The organism is Novosphingobium panipatense, assembly GCF_900182875.1.
Taxonomy (GTDB): Bacteria; Pseudomonadota; Alphaproteobacteria; order Sphingomonadales; family Sphingomonadaceae; genus Novosphingobium; species Novosphingobium panipatense.
In genome coordinates, this window is sequence record NZ_FXUI01000001.1 from 47,118 (window position 1) to 69,656 (window position 22,539).

Consider the following 22,539-nt stretch of genomic DNA (forward strand, 5'->3'; position numbering starts at 1 on the left):
CAGGCACAGGAAAGGGCCGGCGGCCGGATATGATTCTCACCGCAGTTCTACTGGCCGTGCTCGGCCTTGGCCTGGTCGGCTGGTACGCCGCGCGCGGCCGGGCGAGGCTGCTCTACACCGGCCGCGGGTCGATGCACTCGATGCCCGGCTACCACGGCTGGCATGTCGCGCTGTGGATCCTCGTTCCGGCGCTTCTCGTCTGGGGGGTGTGGCAGGTCATCATGCCCGGGCTTGTCGAGGGCGTGGTGCTTGCCAGCCCCGCGGCGCAGGCGCTGCCGGCCGATCCGTTCCTGGCCGGTTCGATCCTGGCCGAAGCGCACGCCATCGCCGCCGATCCTTCCGCCGTCGCCTTCAATCCCGAGGCACAGGCCCTGGCCGAACCCATCCGGGAAGCCCAGACGCGCTTCAGCCTGATCGGCGCGGCCATCGTGCTCCTCGCTGCCTTTGCCGGCGGGGCCTATGGCTTCACCCGCGTCCGGCCTGACTTCCAGGCCCGCACGCATGTCGAGCGCGCCGTGCTGGCGGTCCTGCTCGCGGCCTCGTTGCTGGCGATCCTGACGACCTTCGGCATTGTCGCCTCGCTGGTGTTCGAGGCGGGGCTGTTCTTCAAGGACGTGTCGCCGATCGCGTTCCTCACCGGCACCCACTGGTCCCCGGCGAGCGCGGGCGGCGATAATCTCTCCGACAAGTTCGGTGCGGTGCCGCTGTTCTGGGGTACGATCTACATCGGCGCGATCATCGCCATGGTCGTGGCAATCCCGCTGGGCCTGATGAGCGCAATCTATCTCACCCAGTATGCCAGTGCGCGCATCCGCCGCTGGATCAAGCCGATGCTGGAGATCCTCGCGGGCATTCCGACGGTGGTCTACGGGTACTTCGCCGCGCTGACCGTGGCGCCGATGATCCGCGACTTCGCGGCCTCCGTCGGCGTCAACAACCCATCGACCGAAAGCGCGCTGGCCGCCGGTCTGGTGATGGGTGTGATGATCATTCCCTTCGTCTCCTCGATGGCGGACGATGCGCTCGCCGCCGTGCCGCGCGCCATGAGCGACGGTTCGCTGGCGCTGGGCGCGACGCGTTCGGAAACCATCAAGAAGGTGCTGCTACCCGCCGCGCTGCCCGGCATCGTCGCCGGCGTGATGCTCGCGATCAGCCGCGCTATCGGCGAAACCATGATCGTGGTGATGGCCGCGGGCGCTGCCGCGCGCCTCACGGCCGATCCCTTCGCTTCCATGACGACCGTCACGTACCAGATCGTCCAGCTGCTGACGGGCGACCAGGAGTTCAACAGCCCCAAGACGCTGTCGGCCTTCGCGCTGGGTCTGGTGCTGTTCGTCGTCACCCTCATCCTCAACATCGTCGCCCTGCGCGTCGTGAAGCGGTTCCGCGAAGCCTATGAGTAAGTCCGACTGGAATTCGCCCGCCGCGGCCAGGCGCCTTGCACGGCGCCACGCCGCCGAACGCCGGTTCAAGCTGATCGGTCTTGGCGCCATCGTGCTCAGCCTGTCGTTCCTGGCGCTGCTGCTCTTCATCATGCTCAAGAACGGCCTCGGCGGTCTGGACTGGCAATTCCTGTCCGGCTCCGACTCGACCGATGCCAGCGTGGCCGGCGTCTGGGGCGCGGCCAAGGGGTCGCTGCTGACCATGTTCGTCACGCTGCTCCTGAGCTTCCCGATGGGCGTGCTCGCGGCCATTTACCTTGAGGAGTTCGCGCCACGCACCCGCTGGATCGAGTGGGTGGAGGTGTCGATCAACAATCTGGCGGCGGTGCCCTCGATCATCTTCGGCCTTCTGGGCCTTGCGGTCTTTATCAACACGCTGGGCATGCCGCGCAGTTCGCCGCTCGTCGGCGGCCTCACGCTGGCGCTGATGACGATGCCGGTCATCGTCATCTCCGGCCGCAACGCGATCAAGGCGGTTCCGCCCTCCATCCGCGAGGCTGCCTACGGCATCGGCGCCAGCAAGGTGCAGACCACCTTCCACCACGTCCTGCCGCTGGCGCTGCCCGGGATCCTCACCGGCACGATCATCGGCATGGCCCGTGCGCTGGGTGAAACCGCGCCGCTGCTCATGATCGGGATGCGCGCCTTCGTCGTCACGCCACCAGACGGCCTCACGGCCCCGTCGAGCGTGCTGCCGATGCAGATCTTCCTGTGGTCGGACGAGATCGACAAGGCCTTCGTGCAGAACACTTCCGCCGCCATCATCGTGCTGCTCGTCTTCCTGCTCGCGATGAACGGTCTGGCCATCTATCTTCGCAACAAGTTCGAAGTCCGCTGGTAGGGACATGACAGAAGCCAAAATCACAGCCCGCAACGTCGACGTCTTCTACGGACAGAAGAAGGCGATCAACGACGTCTCGATCGACATCGACAACGGCATCGTCACGGCCTTCATCGGCCCGTCGGGCTGCGGCAAGTCGACGTTCCTGCGCACGCTCAACCGCATGAACGACACGATTGCCGGCGCCCGCGTGGACGGCCAGATCCTGCTCGACGGCGAAGACATCTACGCGCCCAGCATGGATTCGGTCGCGCTGCGCGCGCGCGTCGGCATGGTGTTCCAGAAGCCGAACCCGTTCCCCAAGTCGATCTACGAGAACATCGCCTACGGTCCGCGCATCCACGGCCTTGCCAACTCCAAGTCCGACATGGACGGCATCGTCGAGCGTGCGCTCAGCAAGGCCGGCCTCTGGGACGAGGTGAAGGATCGCCTGACGGACGCCGGGACCGCGCTTTCGGGTGGACAGCAGCAGCGCCTGTGCATCGCGCGCGCCATCGCTGTCAGCCCCGAGGTTATCCTCATGGACGAGCCGTGCTCCGCGCTGGACCCGATCGCCACCGCCCGCATCGAGGAACTGATCGACGAGCTGAAGGAAAGCTTCGCGATCGTCATCGTCACGCACTCGATGCAGCAGGCCGCCCGCGTTTCGCAGCGCACCGCCTTCTTCCACCTCGGCAGCCTGGTGGAATACGGCGAGACTGACCAGATCTTCACCAATCCGCGCGAAACGCGCACCAAGGACTACATCACCGGCCGCTACGGCTGAGCCGGAGGGGGAACAGGAAAACGCCATGGTCGATCATACCGTCAAGGCCTTCGACTCCGAGATCGGGCAGCTGCGCGGCCTTGTCGCCGAAATGGGTGGCCTCGCCGAAGTCGCCATCCGCGATGCCATAACAGCGCTTGTCCACCACGACGAGGAACTGGCCGCGCAGGTCGTTGCGGCCGATGCCCGGCTGGATGCTCTTGAGGCCGAGGTGGACCGGCTCGCCGTGCGCACCATCGCGCTGCGCGCACCGATGGCCGACGATCTTCGCGACGTCATCGCAGCGCTGAAGATCTCCGGTGTGATCGAGCGCATCGGCGACTATGCCAAGAACATCGCCAAGCGCGTAAAGACGCTGGAAGGTCGAACCAAGATCGATCCCGTCACGCTCGTCCCCGCCATGGCCGAGATCGCCGAGAGCATGGTTCGCGATGTCCTGAATGCCTACGGCTCGCGCGATGCGCAGCTCGCGCTGGAGGTGATCAAGCGCGACGAGAAGCTGGACCAGTTCTACAACACGCTGTTCCGCTCGCTGCTGACGCACATGATGGAGAACCCTGCGACGATCACCAGTGCCGCGCAACTGCTCTTCATCGCGCGGAACCTGGAGCGGATCGGTGACCATGCCACCAACGTGGCGGAAATGGTCTACTACGCCGCGACCGGCGAGTACTGCACGGAGCGGGACTCGCTGACGGATGACACGTCGTCGGGGCTGCTGTCATGAGCGCGGCCTCCATCCTCGTTGTCGAAGACGATGCGGCACTCAGCGAGCTGCTGACCTGGAACCTGAGCGCGGAGGGTTACAACGTCCGCTCCACGCCCGACGGGGAGGAAGCGCTGGTCATGGTGCGCGAGCAGGTGCCCGACGCCATCGTGCTCGACTGGATGATCGAGCAGGTACCCGGGATCGAAGTCTGCCGCCAGCTGCGCAAGGACAAGGAAACCGCGCAGGTCCCCATCATCATGCTCACCGCCCGCGGCGAGGAAGAGGACATGATCCGGGGCTTCAAGACGGGCGCGGACGACTATGTCACCAAGCCGTTCTCCCCGCGCGAACTGATGGTGCGGATCGAGGCGCTGCTGCGCCGGGCGCGCCCTTCGCTGGCCGGCAACGTCCTCGCGTGGGGCGACCTTGAGCTCGATGCCGCCAGCCACCGCGTCCGCCGTGGCGGCGAACCGCTCCACCTCGGGCCGACGGAGTTCCGGTTGCTGCGCTACTTCATGGAGCGGCCGAACAGGGTCGTATCGCGCCAGCAGATCCTCGACGGGGTGTGGGGCATGGATAGCGACATCGACGAACGCACGGTCGATGTGCACATCCGCCGCCTGCGCAAGGCCATCAACCGCGACGGCGAGACGGACCCGATCCGCACGGTCCGCGCAGCCGGCTACGCGATGGACGTGGGCTGACCCGGCCTGATCGGTGACAAACCGGGCGGAAGGGCTCGCCTGCCGCCGCCCGGGTGCTATGCGTGGGCGATGGATGACCTTTTCGCCGAGCGCGTTCTGACGCAAAGATCGCTCACCCGCGGCGATCTCGCGGTCTTGGCGGGAACACCCTGCACGCTCATCGAGTGCGATCTGGCGCAAGCGGATCTCGCCGGTCTCGATCTGGCGGGCTGGACCTTCGAAAAGTGCGACCTGCGCCAGGCCGACTTGGGCGGCGCCCGGCTTGAGGGCACCCGGTGGCGCTCGTGCCGGGGCGCCTTCGCCTCCTTCGTCGGCGGAGACCTGTCGGATGCCTCCTTCGCCAGCAGCGATTTCAACAACGCCGCCTTCCGGCACACCACTCTCGAATCCGCGCAGTTCACGGGATGCAAGCTCACTGGAGCCGACCTGTCGGAGGCGAAGGCCTTCAACCTCCGGCTGGAGGAGACGCTTCTGGTGAACGCACGGATGCCGGGGCACGACTTCCGCAAGGCGAAGCTTTTGCGCCTGGACTTCTCGCAGGCCGACCTGCGCAAGTGCGACTTTCGCCACGCCACCTTCAGCGACTGCAGCCTTCGCGATGCGCTTCTGGAATCCGCCCGCTTCGACGGCGCCGATTTGCGCGGGGCCGACCTCGGCGGCTTGCGGCTCGAGGACGCCTCGCGGTTTCGAGGGGCGACGATCTCGCGCGAGCAGGCGGGGCAGTTGCTGGGCGAGCTGGGCCTCAAGGTGCGTTGAGCAGGCCTGCGGACCGGGCGGCCGCGCCGGTCAGTCCAGCCAGCCGGCGGTCCGGGCCAGCAGCCAGAGGCCGATCGCGAGGAACAGCAGCGCGGCGACCGTGCGCACCACGTTGAGCGGCACGCGCCTGATGATTTCGTTCCCGAGGAACACCGCCGGGACATTGGCGATCATCATGCCGATGGTCGTCCCCAGCATGACCGGCACCACGCTTTCGAAACGGGCACCCAGCGCCACCGTCGCGATCTGAGTCTTGTCGCCCATTTCCACGAGGAAGAAGGCAACCGTCGTCGCCAGGAACGGGCCGAAGCGGCTGGGCCTGGGCGCCTCGTCCTCGTCAAACGTGTCCGGGATCAGGGTCCAGCCCGCCATGACGATGAAGCTGGCTGCCACGAGGTAGCGGAACCACGCGCCGTCGAGAAGGAACGCGGCCTGCTCACCCACCAGCGCGGCCAGGAAGTGGTTTGCCAGGGTTGCCGCGAAGATGCCCGCGACAATCGGCCAGGGCCGCTTGAACCGCGTGGCGAGGACGATGGCAAGAAGCTGTGTCTTGTCGCCGATCTCGGCCAGCGCGACGACCGCTGTGGAGGTGAGCAGGGATTCCAAGTCAGATACTCCGGGGCCGGGCGGACACAACGCAACGACGCACACGGAACCCGCCCGGCCGAGCGGCGCCGCGATGCGTCATTGGTCTTGCCCGGACGGCGATCCCGTCCTCCTGCGCGCCATGGCCTCTCGGCCAAGCATGTTGACGGCAGGTCCCGCACGGATGCGGGCGGCTACTCCCCAGATGACAGGAGCGCGCTTACGCCGGGCCGCCGCAGTTGGGAAGCACAAAAAAAGGCCCGGCGCGATGCCGGGCCCACAGTTTGTCGTCGGGAGAGCAGGAGCCCCCGATGCGAGAAGGATCAGAAGGTGATCGCGGCGGAAAGCGAGAACATGCGCCCTACGTCGTAAGTGTTGTAGTGCACCTTGCCGTCCGCGAACTTCTGGTATTCGTAGTGACCCCGGCCGGTAAGATTGCGCCCTTCGGCCTTCAGCTCGATCTGCTTGTCGCCGATCATGATGCCCTGGCGGATCACCACGTCGATGGTGAGGCCGGGGTACTCGAAGATGTCCGGCTGTCCCGTGTTGGCGAGGCCGCGGCTCACGGCGCGCTTGCTGGCGTAGTTCAGGAGGATCGTCTGCTGCGACAGGTTCTGCGTGTCCTCCATGCCGATCTGGACATTGGCGATGTGCTCCGACTGGCCGGTCAGCGGTGCGCCGTCGCGGAAGTAGTCGCTCGCCAGCGATGTGCCGGTACCCGCGCCATAGACCCGCACGGTATCATCGGCGCCAACCTTCAGCTTGGACTTGGTAAAGGTGTAGTTGCCGATGAGGACCAGACGACGGTTCTCGAAGAACGATCCGCCCATGCTGTCCAGGTACAGGTACTTCTGCACTTCCGCCTCGGCACCGTAGAGGGTGGCCTCCGGGGCGTTGGCGTAGGAGGTGATGAAGGCTTCGCTGCCGGTCAGGTAGGATTCGATCGGCTTGTCGATCTTCTTCCAGAACGCGCCGACCGCGAACCGCTGTTCCGGCGCGAAATACCATTCCAGCCGGCCTTCCACGTTGGTGAGCTTGCTGTCGGTCAGGAACGGGTTGCCCTGGTAGGAGCGGTTGGTGTCCGGATCGAAGTAGGGTTGGTACAGCAGTTCGCGGAACTGCGGCCGCGCGATGGTCTTGGAGGCGTTGAGGCGCGCCTGCATGCCCGGCTGCAGTTCCCAGGTGAGCGTGGCGCCGGGCAGGAAGTACTCGTTCTTGAGGTCCGTCGGCTGCGTCGCGGGCGCGCCGATCGGCCGCAGGATCGTCGATTCCTTGGCGTATTCCCAGCGCACGCCCGCGTCGAAGGACAGGCTGTCGGTGATCTGGCCATCGACCTTGCCGTAGTACGCGTGGTTGAGCAGCCGCGAATCGAAGTTCGCGGTGTTCGCGCCCGGCTCGCGCAGTTCGAGGCCGTAGTTCACGCCGTTGTTCGACAGCGTCCACATGTCCGGCTGGAGGAGCGCATCGATCCGCAGGGTGCCGAAGCCGGAGATCAGAGCCGGATCGCCGTTGGCAAAGATTGCGAAGGAGCGGCGTGAATTCGTGCGCGAGTTGATCTGGTAGGCGTAGCCCACCGTACCGGTCCAGCCCTCGAAGAAACGGTGCGACACGTCCACACCGGCCGACCAGACGTTCTCGTTCAGGCGCGAGAAGGTGACGGTGGTCGGGTCCTGGTTGCCGTTGCCCAGGCGGTTGACGAAAAGATCGCCAAGCGGGTCCGCCGCCGAGTTGGTGCGCAGGTACTGCGCCTCGATCTCGAAAGGCGCAAGCCGCTTCGAGTTCGCGTAGCCGGCTCGAACGTCGACGGAGGTTCTGTCGTCGAGCTTGAATTCGCCGACGATCTGCGTGTCGATGAGCTGGCGCTCATACCACGCGGTCGTCTGGTCCATGTAGTCGGCCTGACGGTTGTTCGCCCGCTTGCCGAGGCTGAGGCTCGTGTGCTTGTCGGTGTCGTGGATGTAGACGTTCGTCCAGCGGATCTGGTGCTCGCCCCATTCCAGACCCACGCCGACGAGCGCGTTGGCAACGACGCGGTTGTCCGTGTTGACGGCGTTGGCGTCTTCCCACAGCTGGTCGGGATCGGCGGTCACGCCTTGCGCGCGCTGCCGCAGGATCGCCTTCGTCTGAGTGGAGTTGGAGTAGCCACCCGTCGCGATCACGCCGAGCGTCGCTTCACCCAGGTCGAACGATGTGCCTGCCGACAGGCTGGCCGAGAAATTCGGCTGCGTGTCGTCGATCCGTTGGACGACGGCGTTGCGCCCGTTCACCAGAAGGCCGCCGAGTTGCTGGGCCTGCTGGCTGGTCGGGTTGATGACGGTGCCGCTGTCGAAATAGTCCTGCAAGGCGCCGGGGATGGAGCGGTTGCCGTTGTCCCAACCCGTCCAGTCCGTCTTGCTGCCGTAGTAGCTGTAGGAGAGCTTGTTCGTCGTCTCGGTGTCCCAGGTGATGCCGCCGCCGATCTGCAGGAAGCTTTCCGCCGGGATCGCCTTGGTCGTGAGATTGATGACGCCGCCGCCGAATTCGCCCGGGAAGTTCACCGAGTAGCTCTTCTGGACGAGCGAGGAGGCGACGATGCTGGTCGGGAACAGGTCGAGCGGAACCACGCGCTTGAGCGGCTCGGGGCTGGGGAGCGGCGAGCCATTGAGCAGGGCGAGGGAGTAGCGATCGCCGAGGCCGCGCACGTAGACGTAACCGTTGCCGACCACGGAAAGGCCCGTGACGCGGCCAAGCGCGCCGGCGATATCGCCCTCCCCGGTGCGGGCGATCTGTTCGCTCGACAGGACGGAGACGACCTGCGGCGCCGTGCGCTCGATATTGCGGTTGCGCTGGCCGGTGACGATGATGGCACCGCCCGGGATCGACACGTCGGGTGCTTCCTGCGTGCCGGTGGCGTTCTCATCGCCGATCGCGGGCGCTTCCGGGCTGGCGTTGCCCGTAGTGGTGGGCGCGCTGTCCTGTGCGGCGGCGACGCAAGGCGCCAGCATCGCGGTGGAGAGCAGCAGCAGCGAGATCAGCCGCGGCTTGGTCATTGGATGTCCCCTGGAACAAGTATCGGGTGCCGAAGAAAGGGGCGGCCTTCGCGGGACCGCCCCTCCTTCGTCATGCAGCGGGCGGGATCAGGTGGTCGGCAGCGTGGTGCACGACTTGCCCGAACCGAACGGCGCGGTGGTGGTGTCGCAGGTCCAGCCGCGATACCAGGTGTCCGACGCATCCTTCACGGCGCCGATGTACGTCACGGCGTCGAAGTAGGACGACAGCGTCTTGATATTGGCATAGCCGGCAACGCCGCTCTCGTTGGCGCCGTTGACAAAGCTGTTCGTCAGCGTCGACGTCAAGGCGTCGTTGTTGCTGTTGGTGCCGGTGGCGAACAGCGAGGCCGCGTTGACCGAACCCGTGGCATAGCTGCCGGTGCTCTGGTACTTGGCCGCGTTGCAGCTCAGGACCGTCGAGTAGGCCTTGAGCGTCGCCGGGGTCGTGCCGGTGCCGTGGACGCGCAGGCACTCGTTGTTCGGCGTCGCGAGCACACCGTTGACCCAGGTGATGTCCGAGTTGCCGCGGATCAGCACCGATGCCAGGTCGTTGGCTTCGTTGTTCGAGCTGGATGCCGGCTGGACGGCGGTGAAGTTGGCGACGACGGTCTTCTGGCGCGGCTGGTTCTCCTCGTTACCGTTGGAGTCGATCTCCATCAGCGCGTCGCCGCCACCGCTGCGCTGAAGCAGCAGGACGTACTGAAAGTAACCTTCAAGGCCAGTGTCGATGTCGAGGCTGTCATCGTCTGCGTTGACCGCGACGTAGTGCTTCATCTGCACCTTGCCGCCGAAGAATTCGGCACCGTCGTCGGAGCTGTTGACCGTCTGGATGTATTCGAGCGTGGTGCCCGAACCCGTGCCGCCGGTGGTCAGCGCCTGGAGCTCCTTGCCCTCGCTGAGGAGGTAGCCCGAATAGCGGATCTGGACATACTTCATGATGCCCGCATTGTAGGCGTTGTCACGGCCGCCGAAGACGGCCTTGTTGACGGCGCCCTCCGTATCGCGCTCGCAGGTGTTCGCCGTTGTCGAGCCGTAGTTGCAGTCCGTCACGATGCCGCGGCCGAGCAGCACGATGCCGCCCCACTGGCCCATCGACGATTCGTTCGCGGTGCCGGTCACGTTGGCGCGGCTGGTGAAGATGATCGGACTGGTGGCGGTGCCCTGCGCGTCGATCTTGTTGCCGCGGTTGACGACGAGCCAGCCGGCTTCCGCCGTGTTCTCGCCGAAGAGGATCACGCCCGGATCGATCGTGAGGGTGGCGTTCGTGTCGGCCGTGAGCGAGCGGTTGCCGCAGGTCGCCGTCGTGGTGGTGAAGGGGGCCGCCGCGGTCGGAGCCGAGAAGCCGCCGTCGCAGCCCACGTCGACGCGGCCGTTGATGCGGTATACGACGCCCGCCACCTTGGGCAGGCTCGCGTTCTTGTCGATCAGCGCGGGCAGGGTGCAGACGCGCCAGGTGCCTTCCGGACCGCTGATGGTGCCGTCGTTCGTGAGACCGCCGGTTGCGGCGAACGTGGGGCAGCTGTCAGCCGCCACGACCGTGCCGGTGCCAGGCGTGGGGGTCGGCGAGGGCGTGGGGGTCGGGTTGATGATCACGCCCCCGTTGCCGGGCGAGCTTATGTCGTCAGCGCCGCAGCCGGCGAGAGCAAGAGCGCTGCAGCCCATGAGCAGCAGTCCAGAAAACTTTTTCACGATGGATCCCCCGTGTTCAGGTCGAACGATGCAGATCGAACGGAGCGACGATTCCGCTCTCGTTGTCCGGGCCGTCTAGGCGGGCGGGGTGACGCTTTGTTGGCATTACGATGACAGAAATCTGCAGTTATACGACGGCGGCATGACAGCCGGCGGACGGTGGAGCGCTACGATCGCGCGACTCGCGGGAGAAGCTCTGCAGGCGCATGCAGATTGCAGTTTTATGACAGTCGCGTCATTTTGTTGATGAACGGCGTTTTGGGGCGGAGGATGATCCCATCACGAATGATTTCAATGGGAGATCCGCCATGTCTCTGTCCGCACTCACCGCATCCGTCCTTCTCGGACAGGCAGCCTTCTCGCTCGCCGTCGACCAGCCCGCAGCCGAAGCGCCGGACGTCGCTTACGCCGAACTCGCCGCCGGGCAGCCGCAGGCGGCCGTGCGCAAGCTCGAAGCTGCCGGCGCGGCGGTATCGAAAGACCCCGCAACGCTCATCAACCTTGGTGCCGCCTACGCGCAGGCCGGGATGACGGGCAAGGCCGTGCTGGCGTACCGCGCCGCCGTCGCCAGTCCCGAACGCTACGATCTTCAGCTGGCGGATGGTTCCTGGGCCGACTCGCGCGTTGCCGCGCGGCAAGCGCTCAAGGGAATGCTCGCAGCGACGGCCGTGGCGGTGCGCTGACCGGGTCGCCTTCGGATCGCGCGCAAGGCGTCCACTCTCCGCAGCCCTTGCGCGCGCCCGGTCTTCCGGAAGAAAACAGACCGCCGGCATAGTGGCGTCCTAGTTGCGGTATGGCCGTGGCGGTGAGCGATCCATGACGATCCTGCCGCCGCATCGTCATATACGTGTCATCCAGTTCGTACACTTCGGCCCTCGTACGGAGGGCACAGTGATTCGATACGCACATCTTCGCAACCGCTTCACCGGCGGTTTTCTCCCCGCCGCCGCGGCCGCCATGGCGACGCTGTTCCCATCGCTCGCCATGGCGCAGGCCGTCGCCACCGATCCGGCCGGATCGGGCCCGATCGTCGCCGCGCTCGGCTGGTTGCAGGGCACCTTGCTGGGCAACGTGGCGACCGCCGTGGCGGTCATGGCAGTTGCCGCAGTGGGCTTCATGATGCTCACCGGACGGATGAACTGGCGCTTTGGCGCAACGGTCATCATCGGCGTGTTCATCCTCTTCGGCGCGGGCGCCATCGTAACCGGCATCCAGTCGGCGGCGATGGGCTGACGGGAGGGGTCCCATGGCGCTCGCCCGTTATCCCGTTCATCGCGCGCTGACCCGCCCGCAGATGTTCGCGGGTGTTACCTACAGCTTCTTCATCATCAACGCAGCGGTGACGACGGAGGTGTTCCTCATCAGCAAAAGCTTCTGGGCGCTTCCCGTGGCGTTGGCGATCCATGGGACCGGATATCTGGCGTGCCTGCGGGAACCGCGGGTGTTCGACCTGTGGATCGCCAAAGTCAGCAAATGCCCGCGCGTCGCCAACTGGCAGCGCTGGGGCTGCAACAGCTACGCACCCTAACTTCTGCGCGGGGGATGACCGTGATGGCCAAGAGCTCCAAATCGCCTCTCAAAGGCAGGATGGCCCGTTTCCGGGGGAAGGAAGTTTTCTCGGGCGACCGCCTGCCGTACGCAGGTCTCGTCGACGAGAACGTGGTGCGCCTGCGCGACGGGTCTGTCATGCTGGCGCTGGCAGTTCCCGGCCTGGCATTCGAGACCGCCGACAGCGATGAACTGAACGCGCATGTCGCCACGCGGGAAGTTTTGCTGCGCTCCACGCTCGACGCCCGCTTCGTGCTTTACCATCACGTGATTCGGCGGCGCGTCGAGATCGAGATGGATGCGCCCTTCGAGGATCCCGTGGCGGCGCATATCGACGCGCGCTGGCGGGAGCGCACCGGTTCGGGGGCGCTGTTCGTCAACGACCAGTTCGTCACGCTCGTGCGTCGTCCGGCGCGGGGCAAGGCGGGCTGGGCGGAGAGGCTCCGCCGTGCCGTCGGCGGCCGGAACGGCGAAGCGGCGCAGGCCGATCCGGCCGACGTGCGGGCCCTGAGGGCGGCTGCCTCGGCGATGGCCGCCTCGCTTGGCGCCTATGGGGCGCGGCTGCTGGGTGACTACCACACCGCAGCAGGCCGATGCTCGGAGGTGCTGGAACTGCTCTCGGCGCTTTACAACGGCGAGATGCGCCCGGTGCGCCGTCCTTCGGACGAGACGGACATCGGCCACATGCTTCCCTACCGGCGCGCCAGCTTCGGGATGGATGCGCTGGAACTGCGCGGCGCGCGCGGCGCCTCCTTTGGGTCGATCGTCAGTCTCAAGGACTATCCGGACGCCACCGCGCCCGGCCTTACCGACGGGTTGCTGCGCCTCCCCTGCGAACTCGTGCTGACCGAGAGCTATGCCCCGTCGGATCGCCAGATCGCGCGCGAGCGGATCGACCTTGCCATCCGCCGCCTGCGCAGCGCGGACGAGGAGGCCGTGGCCGAGCGGCGCGAGATGGCCTCGGCCCGCGACTCTCTGGGCACCGGCTCCGTCAGCTTCGGCGACCATCACCTTTCGGTACTGGTGCGGGCGGATTCGCTCGACGGCTTGGACGAGGTGACGGCGATGTGCGCGGCCGCACTGGCCGATGCAGGCGCCGTCGCGGTGCGCGAGGACGTGAACCTGGAGCCCGCTTTCTGGGGCCAGATGCCCGGCAACGAAAGCTTTGTCGTACGGCGCTCGCTCATTTCCAGCGCCAACATGGCCTGCTTCGGGTCGCTCCACGGCTTCGCGATGGGACAGGCGAGCGGGAACCATTGGGGCGACGCGGTGACGCTGCTCGCCACCACCAGTTCAACCCCGTTCTTCTTCAACTTCCACCAGGGCGATCTCGGCAACTTCACCGTCATCGGCCCGTCGGGTTCCGGCAAGACGGTGGTCATGAACTTCCTGGCCGCTCAGGCGCAGAAGTTCGCGCCGAGGACCATCCTGTTCGACAAGGACCGCGGTGCCGAGGTGTTCCTGCGCGGGATCGGAGGCACGTACAGCCGCATCGCGGCCGGGCATCCCACCGGTTTCAACCCGCTGGCGCTTCCCGACACGGCCGCAAACCGCGCGTTCCTGCGTGACTGGCTGGGTGTCCTGCTTTCGGCAAGCGGCGCGGAGGAGCTGGCGACGATCGCGAACGCCGTCGATGCCGCGTACCATAACGATCCGGCCTTGCGACGCCTTTCGCACTTCCGTGAGCTGCTGGCCGGCGCCCGCCGTCCGGAGCCCGGCGACCTGGCCAGCCGGCTCGATGCATGGCTGCAGGGCGGCGAGCATGGCTGGCTGTTTGACAACCAGCATGACCGGCTCGACCTGACCCGCCGCGTGCTCGGCTTCGACATGACGGCACTGCTCGAGAGCCCGCGCCTGCGTACGCCGGTCATGATGTACCTGTTTCATCGCATCGAGGAACGCCTCGACGGCGAGCCCACGATGATCCTCATTGACGAGGGCTGGAAAGCGCTCGACGACGAGGTGTTCGCGGCTCGTATCCGCGACTGGCTCAAGACGCTGCGCAAGCGCAACGCGCTGGTGGGCTTTGCGACCCAGTCCGCGCGCGATGCGCTCGACAGCCGGATCGCGACCGCTCTGGTAGAGCAGACCGCGACCATGATCTTCATGCCCAACGCCCGCGCCCGGGCCGAGGATTACTGCGAAGGCTTTGGCCTTTCGCAGCATGAACTCGACGTCATCCGCACGCTGCCCGCTCATTCGCGCTGTTTCCTCATCCGGCAATCCGACGCTTCGGTGGTGGTGCGGCTGGACCTTTCCGGAATGCCGGAGGTCCTCACCGTCCTGTCCGGTCGCGAGAGCACCGTTCGCCGGCTCGACGCCCTGCGCGAGCGGCATGGCGACGCCCCGCAGGCCTGGTATCCGGCCCTGACCGGCATGCCCTGGCCGGGTGAGGAGGAGCTTGACGAGGGCGTCTGGATCGAGGCGGCGGAGTAGTCCGATGGCCTCCTCCACCTGTGACCAGCTGACCGAAGTCGCCTCCGCCGGGGTTGCCCCGGCCCTGCGGGCGGTCGACTGCGTGGCGAATGAAATGGCGGCTGGCGCCTTCGGCCGCCTGTTCGGCGCGGGCGGCGCGATGGCGCCGGTCCTGACGATACTGCTGACGCTCTACATTGCCTTCTTCGCGTTCTCGCTGCTGACCGGCCGTTCAAGCCTCGGCATCTCCGCCCTCTCGCCCCGCATGATGCGCCTGGGCGTCGTCCTGACCTTCGCGACGAGCTGGATCGCCTACCAGGGCGTGGTCTGGAACCTCGCCGTCGGCGGCCCGGACTGGATCGCGGGCGTCCTGATGGGCGCCAAGGGTTCGGCGACACAGCTCTTCGGGGATCGCATCGACATCGTCTTTTCCGCCATCAACGAAATCTCCGAGGCGGCACAGGGCGGCGCGGCACAGGAGAGCCCCGGCGCAGCCATCGCCAGCAAGGGCGCGGGCGGCCTGTTCACGCCGGAAAGCGTCATGTGGATGGGCGCGCTGCTGCTGCTGCTGGGCACCGTGGGCGTCCTGCTGACGGCCCGCATCGCGCTTGCGGTGCTGCTTGCGCTTGGCCCGATCTTCGTCGTGATGGCGCTGTTCGGCGGTACGCGCGGGCTGACCGCCGGCTGGCTGCGCGGCGTGGCGCTCACCGCCGTGACGCCGCTGTTCGTCGTGCTCGGCGGAGGGATCACGCTCGAGCTGCTGGTGCCGATCATTTCGGGCCTGGTCCAGAGCGTCAACGCCGGCGCGATCGACGGGCGTGGTGCGATGGCGCTGTTCCTTGTCGCATCGGTGCATGTCGCGCTGATGGTCATGGTCGTCAAGGTCGCCGCCACCATGGTTTCGGGCTGGCAGGTGTTCGGCCTTGCTGGTCCCGACCGCGAAAGCGGCGCCTCGGCGGGTCAGGCTGCCGCCCCCGCCGTGGTGACGGCCGCGACGCCTTCCGCATCGGCCTACCAGAGCCGCAGTGCGGCGGTATCGTCCGCCGCCGCCGCGGCCGGAGCCGGCTCTTTGCACACTGCCGACGCGCCGTCCCGCCCAGGGGACCGCAGGACTGTCGTCACTCAGGTCATGGGCGGCAGCATCGAAAGCGTTCGCCCGGGGCCAGCAGCGGACCGGGCAAAAGGCATAGGATCGCGCTTCCGCAGCGCCGCGAACGAAAGCGGCAGGCTGCCCGCGAAGGAGAGAACACGATGAACCGCGCGACACTGCGCAGCGCCGCCTGCATGTTGAGCCTTGCGGCAAGCCTTCTGGGGAGCGCTTTGCCCCAGCCCGCCAGCGCCGATGACCGGCTCGTCGCCCGTTTGTACAACGACCACGAAGTCGTGCGGATAGATGGCAAGGCGGGCGTGCAGGCTACGATCGCCTTCGGGGATGGCGAGGCGATAGAGAACGTCGCGGTCGGCGATTCCCAGGCCTGGCAGATCACACCGAACAAGCGCGCCGACCTGCTTTTCGTAAAGCCGCTGGAGGTTGCCGCACGCACGAACATGACCGTCGTGACGAACCGCCACACCTACTTCTTCGACCTTGTCGCCAGCCCCCGCGCGAAGCCGCTTTACATGCTGCGTTTCACCTACAGGGACGAGCCGAAGCCCCAAGCAGGGCCTTCGACGGTTCCCGGCGCGCTGAACCCGGCCGAGCAGGCCCTGGCGGCGAACGATCCCATGGCACTGCCGTCCGATGCGGCGGACCTTAACCGCGACTGGAAGCGGGAAGGCAGCGCCCGCCTGTTGCCCGCGCAAGTGTATGACGACGGATCGTCCACGTACCTGCTCTGGCCCGAAAAGATGCCGGTTCCCGCCATCCTCGTCACCAACGAGAAGGGCGACGAGGGGCCAGTCAACTACGCCGTGCGCGACGCGACCATCGTCATCGACGCCGTGCCCGACCTCATCGTGCTGCGCTCCGGCAAAGCGAAGGCACAGCTGGTGAACGCACGACCCTTGGCTTCGCGACCGGTGCCTGTGCGCGCCACTGCCCGTCCCGCCTCGGCGGCTCTGGCCAATGCATCCGCCGCTCCGGCTGCGGCCGTGCCCACTGCACAAGGAAACTGACCGATGGCGCTGAGCTCCCTTCCGCGCGACCTTCTGACTCACGATGCGACCGATCCCCGTGACGGGGAGGGCGCGCAGGTCATCGACCTTGCGACCCGCAATGTCCTGCCGCAGGTGTCGCAGCGCAAGAAATCCGACGGCCTCGGCCTCGCGGCGGGCGTGCTGATCGTGGCGGCGCTGGGCGGCGTCACGCTGTGGTCGATGGACTCGGCGCGCAACGGCCCTGCGGCGCCCGACCCCGGCGCGCACTCGACGCAACCGGCCAGCGGGCAGCCCGCAATCGCTGCTGCCGCGCCGGCGGTTGTCCCGGCTCCAGCCGCCGCACCCGCGCCTCTGCCCGCGCCCGCTCCGGCACCTGTCCTGGCGGCGGCTCCGAATGCCGGAGCAGCTGCAGCCCCGGCGACTGGCCGCTATGCCAGTCCCACGGTGGTCTTCGACGTCGGCAGCGCGAGCGGAGTTCCTGTTCCCGCGCCCGCCGCCGGGGAAGCCGTGAAGGGTGGCAACGCGAACGACGACTTCGCGGCGCGGATCGGTGGCACCGGGTCCACCGCGTCCGCCGCGCGCTCCTTCGATCCTGCGACGACGGTCACTCAGGGCACCCTGATCCCGGCGGTGCTGGAGACCGCGATCGACACGGATGTCCCCGGCTACGTGCGCGCCGTGGTCTCGACGGACGTGCGCAGCTTCGACGGACGGCATGTCCTGGTGCCGCGTTCGTCCCGGCTGATCGGGCAGTACAAGAGCGGCCTCACCGCCGGACAGAAGCGCGCCTACGTCATCTGGAGCAGGCTGATCCGGCCGGACGGCGTTTCGGTAAACCTCGGCTCGCCCGCTATCGCCTTCGGCGGCGAGACGGGCTTGCCGGGCAAGGTCAACAGCCATTTTTTCGAGCGCTTCGGCTCGGCCATGCTGCTGTCGGTGGTGAGCGGACTGACCACGCTCGCGTCGAGCGGGTCGAACGTGGTGATCGGCGGGGGCGGCTCGGCCGCCTCGGCCGCCGTCCAGAACGGCGCGCAGATCGGACCGACGATCCGGGTGCGGCAAGGTGAACCCATCCGCGTCTTCACCGCCAAGGACCTAGACTTCAGCACAGTGAAGTGAAGCATTATGGCCGACGTTCTGCCTCTCCAGCCCCTGCCGTCGAGCGCCGTCATGGCCGAAGCGCCGCCGGTCGCGCCGCGCAGCGTCTATCTCGATGCCTATCTCGCGCCCCTGCGTCCGTGGCTGGAGCGTGAAACTGTGACCGAGATTCTCGTCAACCGCCCCGGCGAACTGTGGGTGGAGGACGCCGCGCTGCCCGGGATGCAGCGCGTGGAGCTGCCGGAAATGGACGACCGCCTGCTGCAGCGGCTTGCAGAGCAGGTGGCGCGGATCAGCCATCAGGGCATCAACCGCGAGCATCCGCTGCTTTCCGCCACACTTCCGGCCGATGCGGGACGCTCCGGCGCGCGCATCCAGCTGGTCGGCCCCCCGGCGACGCGTGCCAACTGGGCGCTGGCGATCCGCCGCCACCGTCTGCTGGACCTGCCGCTCGACGCCTATGATCGGGGCCCGATCGCCCCCGTGGCCGAGGAGCCCGGGCCCGATCCGCGGGTGCAGCCGGTCGGCTTCCTGCGCGAGGCGATCCGCCGCCGGCGCACGATCCTCATTTCGGGCGGCACATCCACCGGCAAGACCACGTTCCTGAACGCGATGCTGTCCGAGATCCCGGCGCACGAGCGGGTGGTGCTCGTGGAGGACACCGCGGAACTGCGGCTGCCCGGTGCCAACGGTGTCGGACTCATCGCGGTGAAGGGTGAGCTGGGCGAGGCGAAGGTCTCCGCCAATGATCTTCTTCAGGCGGCCCTGCGGCTTCGGCCCGACCGCATCGTTCTGGGTGAGCTGCGCGGCACGGAGACCGTCAGCTTTCTGCGGGCGATCAATACGGGCCATCCAGGATCGTTCTCCACCGTCCATGCGAACACCCCGCGTGGTGCGCTGGAACAGATCGCGCTCATGGCCATGCAGACGGGCATCGGGCTCACCCGCAGCGAAACGCTGGAATATGCGGCGTCGGTCATCGACATTGTCGTGCAGCTTGACCGCAGCGGCGGCAAGCGCGGCATCTCGGCGATAGCGGAAAGCGCGACCCTGCTTTGAGCGCAGGGCCGGGGGACGGGTCAGGCCTCGATCAGGGTTCCGCCCGCCGTCTCGACGCGCCAGCTGAGGCCGAGCCATTCCGCCAGCGCCTTGATGTCCTTGCCGTTGCTGGCCCCGTAGAGCGGCCGCACACGCTCCTCCAGCGTCAGGACAAGGGTGCCGTCCCTGACCGCGAGTGACGTCGCATCGAGCCCGCCGGGCACACCGCCCGTCAGGCGGCGGCAGAGACGCACGGCAAGGCCCCAGCCGATCGCCCGCTCCAGGTCGGTCTTGCTGGCGAGGCGGGTGAACTGCGCGGGCACCTCCGTCATGCCCGAGTTGGCGAACACGGTCATTGCCATCATCCCGCGTCCGCGCATGTCGAGGCCGATCCAGCGCTTGCGGAGGGCCCAGGCCAGCGCCTCCTCGGTGCGCATGTTCGGCTCCGTCCGCATTGCGGCGAGCGCCAGCAGGCTGGCCGCCTTGCGCAGGTCCGCATCGGCATCGGACTGGACGCAGACCGGTGCCGTCCACGCCGCGATCCGCATGGCGTCGGTGGCGCAGACGCGGGCACCCTGCGCGAAGTCCGCGACGCTGGCGAGCATCGGGCTTTCCTGCTGCACGCTCGCGGGCAACTGCATGTGCAGCAGCCCTTCGCGCAGCCCCCACGAGGAAAAGACCACCCGCGAGGGGTGAAGCTGACCGACGATCTGCGCCATCAGCGCTGCGGCGTCCGGAAGCGTCGCGAGGCGGGAGCTTGAAATGCGCGGGTCGGGGTCTTCGATCCTGCCCTTCGCGAACTGCCGGGCAAGCCGCATGGCTTCGGACGGCGCAAGCTCGAACCCGTGAGGATCGTCGACCGGCCATTCGAGCACGCGCATGGCCTGGAGGGCGAGGGCCCGCCACGATCCGCCCACGATGTAGAGGGGCTTTCCACGTCCCCCTTCATGCGGGCCGACGCCCCATCCGCGCTTGGCCAGACCGCCGCGCACGGCAGCGGCGAACTTCGCCTCACCGCCTGCGCGAAGATCGGGAAGAAGCAGCGTTCCGAACGGCAGCGTGATGCCGCCGCCGATGGTGGCCGGCGTTCCGGCGTCGGCAGCCGCTTCGATCTCGACCAGTTCCAGGCTGCCCCCGCCAAGGTCCGCGGCAACGCCGCTGGCCCCTGGAAAGGCCGCGATCACGCCCGTGGCACTGGCCAGCGCTTCCTCATTCCCCGAAAGCAGGCGTGGGGAAAGGCCGAAGCCCCTGACCGCCTCGAGGAATTCCGGGCCGTTCGAGGCGTCGCGCGCCGCCGCCGTCGCGACGCACTGCACGTCCTCGACCTCTAGCAGGCGCAGCAGCGTGGCGTACCGCGACAGGGCGGCGAGCGCGAGCCGCATGGATTTTTCGGAGATCGCCCCGCTGCGGCCAAGATCCTTGCCCAGCCGCGCGTTGACCTTCTCGTTGAGCACGACCGAGGGTGCGCGCGGCGTCCCGTTGTAAACGACGAGACGCACCGTGTTCGAGCCGATGTCGATGATTGCGCGCCTGGCGCCGGACTGGCTGATGCCGATCATTCTGATCAATACTTACCACAAGGCCCGAAGGTTCCGAGGCCCGCCGCGAACGAATTTCCGCATAGTCTTGAAAAGGCCCCGGTTTAGACCGCTCTATGTCAGATGTGCCCCCGCCTGAGCGAGAGCTTGGGAACCTTTCGTCCACTGTCGAGTGCGGCGCCGCGACCGGACAGGGACGGGTTGGTCATGAAGTACCGATGCAGGTTGAAGGCGTTCTCCACCTCTCCCACCCGGGTATAGGTGCCGTCCGGCGCCAGGTCCCAGGATTGTTCGCTGTCGAGCAGGTTGGCGAGCATGACCTGGTCGAGCACCTGGTCATGAACCGTCTCGTTGCGGATCGGCAGGAGAATTTCGACACGCCGGTCGAGGTTGCGGCTCATGCCGTCGGCCGATGTTATGAACACCTTCGCATGGCGGTTGGGCAGGTCCGCACCGTTGGCGAAAGCCCAGATGCGTGCATGTTCCAGGAAGCGACCGATGATCGACTTGACCGCGATGTTGTCGGACAGGCCGGGTACCCCTGGCCTCAGGCAGCAGATGCCGCGCACGACCAACTCGATGTCGACGCCCGCGCGGCTTGCCGCATAGAGCCGGTCGATGAGGTCCGGGTCGGTGAGCGAATTGAGCTTGGCCCAGATCGCTGCGGGCCTGCCTGCCTCGGCATTGGCGATCTCCGCATCGATGCACGCGTTCAGCGTCGCGCGCAGCGAGATGGGAGAGATGGAGAGCATGTCCGTGCTCTTGGGCTCGACATAGCCAGTGATGAAGTTGAACAGCCGCACGACGTCGCGCCCGGCGGCGGGGTCTGCGGTGAAGTACGACAGGTCCGTGTAGATCCGCGCCGTGATCGGGTGATAGTTGCCCGTTCCGAAGTGGCAATACGTTCGGTATGCTCCGCCCTCGCGCCGCACCACGGCGGAAACCTTGGCGTGAGTTTTCCAGTCGACGAAGCCGTAGATCACCTGCACGCCCGCGCGTTCCAGTTGGCTGGCCCAGAGCAGATTCTGCTCCTCATCGAAGCGGGCCTTCAGTTCGACGACCGCCGTCACGGACTTGCCCTGCTCGGCGGCCTGGATCAGGGCCGAGATGATCGCGGACTGCTTGCCGGCACGGTACAGCGTCTGCTTGATGGCGACCACGTCGGGGTCGCGCGCTGCCTGCTTGAGGAAGTCAATCACCACCTCGAAGCTTTCGTAGGGATGCTGGACGACGATGTCCTTCTCACGGATGGCGGCGAAGATATCGCCATCGTGCTCGAGGATGCGTTCGGGGTAGCGGGGGCTGTAAGGCTCGAACTTCAGTTCAGGACGATCCTCGTCGCAGATCGCGGAAAGCCCGGAGAGGCCGATGATGCCCTCTGTCTTCATGACCAGCGCCTGGTCGAGCCCCAGCTGCGTTCGGAGCAGCTCTTCGGCGGCCGGGTCGAACCGTCCCTGCAATTGCAGCACGATCACGATTCCCCGGCGGCGGCGCTGGATCGCGGTACGGAAATACCGGACGAGGTCTTCCGCGTCCTCCTCGATCTCGAGGTCGCTGTCGCGCAGGATGCGGAACACGCCGTGGCCGTTGAGGCGGAAGCCGGGGAACAGTTCGGCCGTCGCGCGGCAGATCAGATCCTCCATCGAAATCCAGGCGGCTTCCTCGCCCGGGATGCGCACGAAGCGCGGCAGCGGGGAGGGGATGAGCACCATCTCCATGACCGGCGCGTTGTCCGCGATTCGGGAGAGGGAGAACAGGACGCCGATGCCCTGGTTGGCCACGAAGGGGAACGGGTGCGCCGGATCGATCGCCTGGGGGGTGATGACCGGCATGACGTGTTCGGTGAAGTATTCCCGCAGCCAGGTGTCGCGCTCGGGGCTGATCTCGTCATCCTCGCCCACGACCACGATGCCCGCTTCGGCAAGCTGCGCCTTGAGCGTCGTCCAGGTCTGCTGCTGGATCTGCTCGAGCTCCAGCACCTTTTCGTGCGTGATGGCGATCGCCTGCGACGGGGTGAGCCCGTCGATGGAGATCTCCTCGATCTGGCTGCGGACCTGTGCGTGAAAACCGGCCACGCGCACCATCAGGAATTCGTCGATGTTGTTGCCAGAGATGGACAGGAAGCGCAGTCGCTCCAGCAGCGGGTAGTTCGGGTTGCTGGCTTCCGCAAGGACGCGCTCGTTGAACGCAAGCCAGCTCAGTTCGCGGTTGAAATAGCGTGCGGGTTGGACCGTCAGTTCGTCGACAGTCTCGGGTGGTTCGCTCGTGCTCGGCATGTCCATGG

The 22,539-nt window shown here is 66.9% G+C and carries 19 protein-coding genes and 1 riboswitch; of the genes, 14 read left to right on the forward strand and 5 right to left on the reverse strand.

What is annotated here, in order from left to right; translation table 11 throughout:
* Window positions 1–29: 29 nt before the first annotated feature.
* From pstC to QOL62_RS00200, 6 genes are all read left to right on the forward strand, one after another.
* Window positions 30–1,403: a phosphate ABC transporter permease subunit PstC gene (gene pstC / locus QOL62_RS00175; protein WP_283404762.1), complete on the forward strand. Its 1,374-nt coding sequence runs from the start codon at window positions 30–32 to the stop codon at window positions 1,401–1,403.
* Window positions 1,396–2,283: a phosphate ABC transporter permease PstA gene (gene pstA / locus QOL62_RS00180; RefSeq protein WP_283404763.1), complete on the forward strand. Its 888-nt coding sequence runs from the start codon at window positions 1,396–1,398 to the stop codon at window positions 2,281–2,283. Before pstC ends, pstA begins: the two co-directional genes overlap by 8 nt.
* Window positions 2,284–2,287: 4 nt before the next feature.
* A complete protein-coding gene (pstB, locus tag QOL62_RS00185) occupies window positions 2,288–3,049 on the forward strand; it encodes a phosphate ABC transporter ATP-binding protein PstB (RefSeq protein ID WP_103728220.1) in 762 nt (253 codons plus the stop codon).
* Window positions 3,050–3,074: 25 nt separating this feature from the next.
* Window positions 3,075–3,776 carry a phosphate signaling complex protein PhoU gene (gene phoU, locus QOL62_RS00190; RefSeq protein ID WP_103728221.1) on the forward strand — a complete coding sequence of 234 codons (702 nt, stop codon included), beginning with the start codon at window positions 3,075–3,077 and terminating at the stop codon, window positions 3,774–3,776.
* Window positions 3,773–4,462 carry a phosphate regulon transcriptional regulator PhoB gene (gene phoB, locus QOL62_RS00195; RefSeq protein ID WP_103728222.1) on the forward strand — a complete coding sequence of 230 codons (690 nt, stop codon included), beginning with the start codon at window positions 3,773–3,775 and terminating at the stop codon, window positions 4,460–4,462. Before phoU ends, phoB begins: the two co-directional genes overlap by 4 nt.
* Before the next feature lie 69 nt (window positions 4,463–4,531).
* Complete coding sequence (locus QOL62_RS00200; RefSeq protein WP_283404764.1) at window positions 4,532–5,218, forward strand: pentapeptide repeat-containing protein; 687 nt, start codon at window positions 4,532–4,534, stop codon at window positions 5,216–5,218.
* Window positions 5,219–5,248: 30 nt separating this feature from the next.
* Here the strand turns inward: QOL62_RS00200 and QOL62_RS00205 are convergent, their stop codons facing one another.
* The 3 genes from QOL62_RS00205 to QOL62_RS00215 all read right to left on the reverse strand — a co-directional run bounded on the left by QOL62_RS00205 (window position 5,249) and on the right by QOL62_RS00215 (window position 10,521).
* Window positions 5,249–5,824 carry a TMEM165/GDT1 family protein gene (locus tag QOL62_RS00205; RefSeq protein ID WP_283404765.1) on the reverse strand — a complete coding sequence of 192 codons (576 nt, stop codon included), beginning with the start codon at window positions 5,822–5,824 and terminating at the stop codon, window positions 5,249–5,251.
* Between the two features lie 93 nt (window positions 5,825–5,917).
* A riboswitch (yybP-ykoY riboswitch) is annotated at window positions 5,918–6,019 on the reverse strand.
* A gap of 107 nt (window positions 6,020–6,126) precedes the next feature.
* Complete coding sequence (locus tag QOL62_RS00210) at window positions 6,127–8,832, reverse strand: TonB-dependent receptor domain-containing protein (RefSeq protein WP_283404766.1); 2,706 nt, start codon at window positions 8,830–8,832, stop codon at window positions 6,127–6,129.
* 87 nt (window positions 8,833–8,919) lie between these two features.
* On the reverse strand, window positions 8,920–10,521 hold the full coding sequence (locus tag QOL62_RS00215) for a hypothetical protein (RefSeq protein WP_283404767.1): 1,602 nt from the start codon (window positions 10,519–10,521) through the stop codon (window positions 8,920–8,922).
* A 308-nt stretch (window positions 10,522–10,829) separates the two neighbouring features.
* Here QOL62_RS00215 and QOL62_RS00220 point away from each other — a divergent pair, with 308 nt between their 5' ends.
* The 8 genes from QOL62_RS00220 (at window position 10,830) to QOL62_RS00255 (ending at window position 18,738) form a co-directional block, all read left to right on the forward strand.
* A complete protein-coding gene (locus tag QOL62_RS00220) occupies window positions 10,830–11,204 on the forward strand; it encodes a hypothetical protein (RefSeq protein ID WP_283404768.1) in 375 nt (124 codons plus the stop codon).
* A 208-nt stretch (window positions 11,205–11,412) separates the two neighbouring features.
* Window positions 11,413–11,754, forward strand: a complete 342-nt coding sequence (locus QOL62_RS00225) for a TrbC/VirB2 family protein (RefSeq protein WP_103728605.1) — start codon at window positions 11,413–11,415, stop codon at window positions 11,752–11,754.
* A gap of 13 nt (window positions 11,755–11,767) precedes the next feature.
* A complete protein-coding gene (locus tag QOL62_RS00230; protein ID WP_103728228.1) occupies window positions 11,768–12,049 on the forward strand; it encodes a VirB3 family type IV secretion system protein in 282 nt (93 codons plus the stop codon).
* Between the two features lie 23 nt (window positions 12,050–12,072).
* Window positions 12,073–14,505, forward strand: coding sequence for a VirB4 family type IV secretion/conjugal transfer ATPase (locus tag QOL62_RS00235; protein WP_283404769.1), 2,433 nt, complete (start codon window positions 12,073–12,075; stop codon window positions 14,503–14,505).
* Between the two features lie 4 nt (window positions 14,506–14,509).
* The gene (locus QOL62_RS00240) at window positions 14,510–15,739 is read left to right on the forward strand and encodes a TrbL/VirB6 family protein (RefSeq protein ID WP_283404770.1); all 1,230 of its coding nucleotides are present in this window, start codon (window positions 14,510–14,512) and stop codon (window positions 15,737–15,739) included.
* Window positions 15,736–16,599, forward strand: coding sequence for a TrbG/VirB9 family P-type conjugative transfer protein (locus QOL62_RS00245; protein ID WP_103728230.1), 864 nt, complete (start codon window positions 15,736–15,738; stop codon window positions 16,597–16,599). Before QOL62_RS00240 ends, QOL62_RS00245 begins: the two co-directional genes overlap by 4 nt.
* Before the next feature lie 3 nt (window positions 16,600–16,602).
* Entirely contained in the window at window positions 16,603–17,700 is a 1,098-nt protein-coding gene (locus QOL62_RS00250; protein ID WP_283404771.1) for a TrbI/VirB10 family protein, read from the forward strand.
* A 6-nt stretch (window positions 17,701–17,706) separates the two neighbouring features.
* A complete protein-coding gene (locus QOL62_RS00255; RefSeq protein ID WP_283404772.1) occupies window positions 17,707–18,738 on the forward strand; it encodes an ATPase, T2SS/T4P/T4SS family in 1,032 nt (343 codons plus the stop codon).
* 20 nt (window positions 18,739–18,758) lie between these two features.
* Here QOL62_RS00255 and QOL62_RS00260 read toward each other — a convergent pair whose 3' ends face one another.
* Window positions 18,759–20,276, reverse strand: coding sequence for a Ppx/GppA phosphatase family protein (locus tag QOL62_RS00260; protein ID WP_283404773.1), 1,518 nt, complete (start codon window positions 20,274–20,276; stop codon window positions 18,759–18,761).
* A gap of 98 nt (window positions 20,277–20,374) precedes the next feature.
* On the reverse strand, window positions 20,375–22,537 hold the full coding sequence (locus QOL62_RS00265) for an RNA degradosome polyphosphate kinase (protein WP_283405106.1): 2,163 nt from the start codon (window positions 22,535–22,537) through the stop codon (window positions 20,375–20,377).
* Window positions 22,538–22,539: the final 2 nt, after the last annotated feature.

Coding starts and splice junctions, on each gene's coding strand:
- QOL62_RS00250 (WP_283404771.1), top strand. CDS start 16,603: ATGGCGCTGAGCTCCCTTCCGCGCGACCTTCTGACTCACGATGCGACC.
- QOL62_RS00210 (WP_283404766.1), bottom strand. CDS start 8,832: ATGACCAAGCCGCGGCTGATCTCGCTGCTGCTGCTCTCCACCGCGATG.
- QOL62_RS00260 (WP_283404773.1), bottom strand. CDS start 20,276: ATGATCGGCATCAGCCAGTCCGGCGCCAGGCGCGCAATCATCGACATC.
- QOL62_RS00200 (WP_283404764.1), top strand. CDS start 4,532: ATGGATGACCTTTTCGCCGAGCGCGTTCTGACGCAAAGATCGCTCACC.
- pstC (WP_283404762.1), top strand. CDS start 30: ATGATTCTCACCGCAGTTCTACTGGCCGTGCTCGGCCTTGGCCTGGTC.
- QOL62_RS00265 (WP_283405106.1), bottom strand. CDS start 22,537: ATGGACATGCCGAGCACGAGCGAACCACCCGAGACTGTCGACGAACTG.
- phoB (WP_103728222.1), top strand. CDS start 3,773: ATGAGCGCGGCCTCCATCCTCGTTGTCGAAGACGATGCGGCACTCAGC.
- pstA (WP_283404763.1), top strand. CDS start 1,396: ATGAGTAAGTCCGACTGGAATTCGCCCGCCGCGGCCAGGCGCCTTGCA.
- QOL62_RS00245 (WP_103728230.1), top strand. CDS start 15,736: ATGAACCGCGCGACACTGCGCAGCGCCGCCTGCATGTTGAGCCTTGCG.
- QOL62_RS00240 (WP_283404770.1), top strand. CDS start 14,510: ATGGCCTCCTCCACCTGTGACCAGCTGACCGAAGTCGCCTCCGCCGGG.
- pstB (WP_103728220.1), top strand. CDS start 2,288: ATGACAGAAGCCAAAATCACAGCCCGCAACGTCGACGTCTTCTACGGA.
- QOL62_RS00235 (WP_283404769.1), top strand. CDS start 12,073: ATGGCCAAGAGCTCCAAATCGCCTCTCAAAGGCAGGATGGCCCGTTTC.
- QOL62_RS00230 (WP_103728228.1), top strand. CDS start 11,768: ATGGCGCTCGCCCGTTATCCCGTTCATCGCGCGCTGACCCGCCCGCAG.
- QOL62_RS00255 (WP_283404772.1), top strand. CDS start 17,707: ATGGCCGACGTTCTGCCTCTCCAGCCCCTGCCGTCGAGCGCCGTCATG.
- QOL62_RS00220 (WP_283404768.1), top strand. CDS start 10,830: ATGTCTCTGTCCGCACTCACCGCATCCGTCCTTCTCGGACAGGCAGCC.
- phoU (WP_103728221.1), top strand. CDS start 3,075: ATGGTCGATCATACCGTCAAGGCCTTCGACTCCGAGATCGGGCAGCTG.